The sequence below is a fragment of the Bacillus sp. NPDC060175 genome (assembly GCF_042728695.1).
Classification (GTDB): Bacteria; Bacillota; Bacilli; order Bacillales; family Bacillaceae_G; genus Bacillus_A.
In genome coordinates this window covers 1-7395 of the sequence record NZ_JBHWYR010000136.1, presented here as the reverse complement: position 1 = coordinate 7395, position 7395 = coordinate 1, and the positions used below count along the sequence as shown (strand labels likewise).

4 protein-coding genes and 2 pseudogenes are annotated in these 7395 nt (G+C 32.0%); 4 read left to right on the top strand and 2 right to left on the bottom strand.

Annotation, left to right across the window (positions count from 1 at the left end):
- Positions 1 to 258 precede the first annotated feature (258 nt).
- Positions 259 to 741, bottom strand: a pseudogene (locus tag ACFWDE_RS29290) (condensation domain-containing protein); the annotation flags it as partial.
- Positions 742 to 746: 5 nt separating this feature from the next.
- Here ACFWDE_RS29290 and ACFWDE_RS29285 point away from each other — a divergent pair.
- Positions 747 to 1109 (top strand): annotated as a pseudogene (locus ACFWDE_RS29285) (hypothetical protein); the annotation flags it as partial.
- A 337-nt stretch (positions 1110 to 1446) separates the two neighbouring features.
- On the opposite strand, the gene ACFWDE_RS29280 reads toward ACFWDE_RS29285, so the two are convergent.
- Positions 1447 to 2673 (bottom strand): AraC family transcriptional regulator, encoded by a 1227-nt coding sequence (locus ACFWDE_RS29280; RefSeq protein ID WP_377896240.1) that lies wholly within the window; start codon positions 2671 to 2673, stop codon positions 1447 to 1449.
- 580 nt (positions 2674 to 3253) lie between these two features.
- Here ACFWDE_RS29280 and ACFWDE_RS29275 point away from each other — a divergent pair.
- The 3 genes from ACFWDE_RS29275 to ACFWDE_RS29265 all read left to right on the top strand — a co-directional run.
- Complete coding sequence (locus ACFWDE_RS29275; RefSeq protein WP_377896239.1) at positions 3254 to 4915, top strand: SpaA isopeptide-forming pilin-related protein; 1662 nt, start codon at positions 3254 to 3256, stop codon at positions 4913 to 4915.
- Between the two features lie 92 nt (positions 4916 to 5007).
- On the top strand, positions 5008 to 5811 hold the full coding sequence (locus ACFWDE_RS29270) for a class C sortase (protein ID WP_195743292.1): 804 nt from the start codon (positions 5008 to 5010) through the stop codon (positions 5809 to 5811).
- A 148-nt stretch (positions 5812 to 5959) separates the two neighbouring features.
- Positions 5960 to 7395, top strand: a 1436-nt coding sequence (locus ACFWDE_RS29265; RefSeq protein ID WP_377896238.1) for a collagen-binding domain-containing protein, incomplete at its 3' end; no start/stop codon positions are given.

Below are 7395 nucleotides of genomic sequence, written 5' to 3'. Positions count from 1 at the left end.
ACATTATAAATATTTTAGAGATAATACGTATTACGAATCTATTGTAAGAAGGTGACTTTTGTTAATTACAGAAGTCACCTTCTTACAATGAAATTTAAATCTTTATATTTAAAATATTTTGTTATGTTCTTCTCTTTTATACGACTTCATTTATTAATACAAATTAAAAGTAGAAAGATTAGAAAATTGAAACAGGATAGGGTTTATTTGGTACGAAAATCTATAATGAGATATTTTGTTGAGAGTGAGGTAATACTCCTATGACAATTCTGATAGTTGATTGACCACACTTTCTAAAAATCGCTCTACCTTTTCTTTTGATGTATCCGGTGTATGATAACCAATCGTAAATGTAAGTCTTCCATTATAAGAGCTTGCTACCATTGTAAAGAATGGTGTATACATAATAGGTGATGTCATATACCCGTCTTCAGCTTGAACTTTACCAAACTTAATAGGTTTATCTGCTATTGATCTGAAATTTGTAAGTAATGGCAACGCCATTTCCATTTGTAAAGCCTGTTCGTATTGCTGTTTATACATTTCCTTAACCTTAGATAGTTTTATATCTGCCAGTAACTCCATTCCTGCGGTGCGAGGTTCTGCATACACAGTGAAATGCGATAAGGATCGGAAGTATGCAGTCATGATTGCATCATTCAAGGTAGCCTGTTGTGCTTTTGTCCATTGGATTAGGCGTAGAGTTTGCTCATGGCTTAACCGCCGTATGGACATTTTTGGGTAAGTGGATAGTATTACATTCATTAGAAATAGATTTCTCTGAATTTAGTGCGGAGGACAGTCGAAGTTTCCAATTTTCAATTATTATTTTGCATACAGCAACTTATTTATTTATAAGAGTTCATGGGCAACCTTGCAAGACAACTAATCAAAAAATTAAAAAGATGAAAATGAAATTTTATTTATGGTTTTGTTCTATGATTGCAAGTATAGTATATATATTTGAATCACTCTTTAATCATATGAATGGAGTACAAGCAATTTATTTTATTTTTGTTTTAATGATTGCTTTAGAAAGAACCGTGACACATTACAAGAAATTTATGGATTTTTTAGAATCTGAAAGTTTGTATGAAAAACATCTTTAGAGAAACAAGTCTTTTGAACTACAAAAGTCATACATACTAAGTATTAGACGCGTATTAATTAATTCAATCACTAGTGTAACAATATGTATATTTCAAAAACCACGAAGGCTTGTAAGTCTTCGTGGTTTTTGAAAACTTAAGTTCTTAATATATATAGTGTAGTTGTTATGGGGGCATTTGGCTTCCGCAACATTTTTCTCTTGGATGATCATGCTACTCTGTATAAAGAAATATATTACATATAAAACACGTTACTATTCTCATTAAAATGAAAGAATAGTAACGTGTTTTTCACTTCAAGAATAGTTTGAATCCTAATGTTGATGGATGTTTCACCTTATATGACAACATGAGATTTTCGGTATTTACCAGGTGTTTCGTTGGTGAATTTTTTAAAAATTTTAGTAAAATAGCTTTGATCACTAAAATTGAGCGAAGCACATATGTCTGATAAGGGATAGGTTGTGAAAGTTAATAATTTCTTTGCTTCTTCGATTCGTTCACGTTGAATATATTCACTTAATGAAATACCAACTTCTTTTTTAAATAATATAGATAAATAATCCGAATTCATGTTTGCAAACTTAGCAAGTTGTTTAACTGATATTTGATTGTAAATATTTTTGAAAATGTAGTTTTTGCAAATAGCAATAGTCGTTGAATGTTGCTGTGTTTTTTGTGCCTTTACACGGTCTGCAAAAGTACAGAAAACATTTTTTAATAAATCCCAAACAGATTCTGTGTCTTTTAAATCTTCTGTTCTTTGGATGTGTAGATCATAAATCTTGTAAGCAATCCCGGATGGAAGCCCTCCTTTTATCGCATATCTAGTAGCGAGTGTAATGGATGAAATACAAATGTTTTTATGTCGTCTTAATTGATGGAATGAAGATAAGGATGAAAGAGTCTCTTGTTGAAATACATAATAATATTTGAGTACTGTTTCTTTATCCCCGTTTTCTATAGCCCCAAGTAGTTGTTGCTCTAAATACAAATTATGACAGATAGATTCATTTTTTTGCATTGAAATATAGACATCATCGTTTAAGATACTGCTAGGACTTACATGAAATGAGTCACTGTTATTTGAAAAGGTACTTACATCTGAAATTTTTTTATAAAGAATGTTATGGAACAAAATCGCCATATTTACAAAGAAATATTGATCTTTGAGTGACAATGAAAAGTAATAGTCTCTTGTTTTTTTATAATTCGGCATAAAATTAAAGCTGCTATCCGTTTCGTTTTTAGAAAAGCTTACATCTGTTACAGGTCCAATAATAACAGTGCCGTTCACCATATAATCGCTCTTTATGTGAATTAAAATGAAGTGCCCTAGATGTTGGTGAGTCCTGAAGATGGGAGAATTATATGAATCATTTTTCTGATAAAGCATATGTAACTGTTCTATCTTTGATGTATACAACAAAAGTGAATCATTTTTTGATGTAAAAGCTAAAAGAATATTTTTGTTGCAATCTAAAAAACAAACTGGAACTTCAAAAGATTGGAAAAACATATTGCAAATGTACTCTATCTCAACTAGACTGAGCTTTTTAGTCATATTCTTCCTCCTTACAGTTGTGCGTAATAGTTGAATAAACACATATCCCTTTTTTCATAAGTAGAAACGGAAAAACTTTATCAATAAAAATTATAAACTTCTAAGAATAATACCATAATTTAACATGAATAGCACATATTATTTGAATATACAGGTAATTGTTTTGGGGAGTAGCATAAAATATGAATCATCACACTTATTTGCTAGTTACTGCTAACATGTATCAAAAAATGTTTAAGATTGGATTCAAATTGAGATAAGAGGGGGAGATTAACGAATTGACGCTAAGTAATTAGTAAAAATTAGCGATGAAAGCTACTATGCAACAATTGTAATGATTTTTGAAGTAGAGACATAAGTGAAATGTAGGAGAGAAAATTACATATATCATACGGGGAGACAACGTAATAGTAGAAATAAGAACAGTGAATAAGTGATTGTAAACAATGGGGTATTGAGACAACTATGTTTTATGTTATTCGTTCAAGGCTAATACTTTGTACACTATTGCATCTTTAGATGGTAATAGTAAAAAATAGATTTTTAAAATGATAGAAGTAGTAAAGGGGATAATAGAGAAATGAAAAAAATATTAAGTGTGCTTCTAGTTGTTTTCTTAACGTTTTCAGCGTGGTCTAGTGTATTAGTAAAGGCAGCTTCACCAACCAAAGGTTCTTTAACGATTCATAAGTACGAACAAGAAAAAGATGGAACAACAGGAGTAGAAGGTGATGGCTCCGCAAATCAAGAGGTTCCAACAAATGCGAAACCGTTAAAAGGTGTAACGTTTGAAGTAAAAAGGGTTGTGTCGTTTGAAAAAATTTCAAATGATGGGAAAATCGTGAAAGAAGATGTGAAACCTGTAACGGGGGCAACTCCATCTAAAGTAGTAACTGATGATAACGGACAAGCTGTATTAAAAGATCTTCCGCTAGGACGTTATGAAGTGAAAGAGGTGGCAGGTCCTCCACATGTTAACCTAAATCCAAATACGTATACAGTAGATATTCCATTAACGAATAAAGAGGGTAAGGTGTTAAACTATGATGTTCATATGTATCCAAAAAATGAGATTAAACGCGGTGCAGTTGATTTAATAAAAACTGGTGCAAACGATAAAGGATTAGCGGGTGCAGCATTCTCTGTATTTAAAAAAGATGGCACAGAAGTGAAAAAAGAGTTAGTAACGGATGCTAATGGTCATATTCGTGTGCAAGGATTAGAGTATGGAGAATACTATTTCCAAGAAACAAAAGCTCCGAAAGGCTATGTAATAGATCCAACTAAACGCGAGTTTTTTATTAAGAACTCCGGAACAATTAATGAAGATGGAACAATTACTTCTGGTACAGTAGTTAAAGTAGAAGTGAAAAACTATGAAGAACCAACTATTGATAAAAAGATTAACGGAAATTCGGAAGCGTTACCAATAAATCCGTTAACTAATTACAATTATGATATTAAAACATTAATTCCAGAAGACATTAAAGAATACAAAAAATATGTGGTAACAGATACTTTGGACAATCGTTTAGTGATTCAAGGAAAGCCAATCGTGAAGATTGATGGAGCGGAAGTAAATGCAAGCATTGTAGATGTAGCTGTAGAAGGTCAAAAGGTAATAGCTACAGTAAAAGATTTTACAAAATTAGATGGTAAAAAAGAATTTCATTTACAAATTAAATCACAAGTAAAAGAAGGAGTACCATCTAGTTCGGAAATTTTAAATACAGCAAAAATTGATTTTACAAATAAAAATGATGTAATTGGAGAAAAAGAATCTAAACCAGTAGTTGTTGTTCCGACAACTGGAATTATTGAGTTAACAAAAATTGATGGTGATGATAAGAAGAAATTAAAAGGTGCAGAGTTTGTACTTAAAGATAAAAATGGGAAAATAGTTGTTGTAGCAGGAAAAGAAGTGATAGGTGTATCAGATGAAAATGGTGTTATTAAATGGTCTAACATTCCATACGGAGACTATCAAATTTTTGAAACGAAAGCACCAACATATACAAAAGAAGATGGTACAACAGCTTCTTATCAATTATTAAAAGACCCAATTAATGTAAAGATTAGCGAAAATAATCAATCGGTTAAATTAGCGATAGAAAATAATAAAAGTGGATGGATTCTTCCAGTGACAGGTGGGATAGGAACGACTCTTTTTACTGTACTAGGCCTTGCGTTAATGGTTACAGCAGCGTTTGTTTTCTTTAGAAAAAAGTTTGCTAATAAATAAAGTTTTAGGAACATGTAACCATGTGATGTGAAAAGGGGAGAAGCAAAATGCTTTCCTCTTTTCGATATTTTAGTATATACAGAGGTGGAAATATGAAACGAAATCTTGTTTTAGGAGGTATTTTTTTATTTGGATTAGGTATTTTTTTATATCCTACTATTAGTAATTGGTTGGCGACTCGTGCTCATTATTCTGAGATTAGTTCTTATGATAAAAAGATTAAAGCGCTACAAAAGAAAGAAATTGAACGTAGGGAAAAAGAAGCAGCCGAATATAATAAACAAGTTCAAACTTCCACGAAAACATTTGCAGATCCATTTGCTGAGGAAAATAGTAATCAACAAGCGTATGCCGATGCGTTAAATTTAGGTGATGTAATGGGGTATATTGAAATATCGAAAATTAAAATAAAACTGCCAATTTATCAAGGTACCTCTGAAGAAGTATTGAGTCGGGGGATAGGTCATTTAGATTATTCGTCACTCCCGGTAGGTGGAGAGAATACGCACACTATTTTAACCGGGCATCGTGGTTTACCATCAGCAAAGTTATTTTCAGATTTAGATAAGTTGAGTGAAGGAGATCTTTTTTATATTCACTCTTTAGACAAAATTCTTGCCTATAAAGTAGATCAAATTAAAGTAGTTTTACCACACGAAACGGAAGATTTGCAAATTGTGGAAAATAAAGATTTTACTACATTAATTACATGTACGCCTTATGGAGTAAATACAAATAGATTGCTCGTTCGAGGTGAGCGTGTAGAGTTCAATCAGAAAGAAAAACAAGAAATAAGTACAGAGGTATTTATGTTTAATAAGTGGACGGTAATAGTTCCAATCCTATTGTTATGTGCGTTTCTAGTCGTAATTTATAAGAAAAAAATAACTAGATAGATTGTATGTATCCCGCAATAATGGGCAGTGGATCCATTAATTTAGGGATAAGTAAGGAAGGTATAGAAAGGATGAAGTAAATCCGCACTGATTAAAGTTCACTTTTTTTGACTGTAGAAAAAATACGGTAAAGGTGGGAACAAGGAAATTGAGGCTACGATTAAAGCTGGTAAGTATTCATTTAATGGTTTTGTTAATGATATGTGTAAGTTTTGTTATATATGTACCAAAAGAAGTTTATGGATCCACGGTAGACTTAGAAGGTTTAGGTGATATATCGCGTTATAATGCAGTTATCTTTGGTAACCATAAAGCAGTTGGTGGAGACGTTGAAGGTGCAATCGCAGTTCAAGGTGATATGGATGCATCAGGTTATACGATTGTAGGTGCAGCGGCAGGTACATCTAATATAGTTGGTGAAAAATGGAGTGATGAGGGATATCCGTCCTTGTTATTGTCTGGAAAATTTAAAAAATCAAGAGAGGAATCTTTTATCATTCAAAACGGAATAGTCGTTATGACAAAAGAGAGTGATCCAGATCGTACAATACAATCTTCTTATGATCGTATTGTTTATAAAGAAAAACAAGAAATTGATGCGAAATTCAATGAGTTCCGTAACATAGTAAACCAAGTCAATCAAGATGCAGGTCAATATAAAACGAATACCCCAATTCCAAATATGAGTTTTGGCATCGGAAAAGAGATAAATAATCCTAATATTTATGTTTCATCAGAATTGACAGGGAAAATAAATTTAGAAATAAGAGATGTATTTTTACCCAATGCTAAGGACAAAGATTTTATTGTTATGCATTCGGATGCAAGAGAGGTTACATTTAAAAATGGGTCTATTCTATATGACACAAATAATATAGGAAGGGCTACGGATATAATTCCTACATCACAACCCTATTCTCCTGATTCACCGTTTACTGAGCTATATGGGAAAGTGATTTGGGTATTTCCTAATGCGAAAAAAATCACAGCAGAGGGATATGGTGTTGTTGGAAGTGTATTTGCTCCAAATGCTGTATTAGAAACAAAAGGCGGTTCAATTAATGGACAAGCATTTGTCGGTGCAGTGCAACAAACTGGTGGATTCGAATTTCACAATTTCAAATTTAACTGGAAACATTGGAACAAGCCTAGTACTGGGAAAATAAAAATAAAAAAAGTAGATAGTAATAATGATGATAAAAAATTAGTGGGAGCAAAGTTTCATATAGAAGATTCAAACGGAAAAATAGTTGGAGAGCTAATAACAGATGAAAAAGGAGAAGCGATATCTAAAGATTTACCAATAGAAAACTATAGCCTAGTGGAAGTAGAAGCGCCTAAAGGTTACGAATTATTGAAAGATAAGGTAGCTGTAAAAATAGAAAAAGATAAAGTAATAGAAATGAAAATAGGAAATAAAAAATTGCCAGATCCAATAGGGAAAATAAAGCTTGAGAAAGTAGATACAAACGATAAAAATAAAAAGCTAGTAGGAGCAAAGTTTCATATAGAAGATTCAAATGGAAAAGTAGTTGGAGAGCTAATAACAGATGAAAAAGGAGGAGCGATATCTAAAGATTTACC

What these genes read in the sequence shown, in the direction of transcription:
- ACFWDE_RS29270 (WP_195743292.1), top strand. Translation starts at nt 5,008, where the DNA reads ATGAAACGAAATCTTGTTTTAGGAGGTATTTTTTTATTTGGATTAGGT.
- ACFWDE_RS29275 (WP_377896239.1), top strand. Translation starts at nt 3,254, where the DNA reads ATGAAAAAAATATTAAGTGTGCTTCTAGTTGTTTTCTTAACGTTTTCA.
- ACFWDE_RS29280 (WP_377896240.1), bottom strand. Translation starts at nt 2,673, where the DNA reads ATGACTAAAAAGCTCAGTCTAGTTGAGATAGAGTACATTTGCAATATG.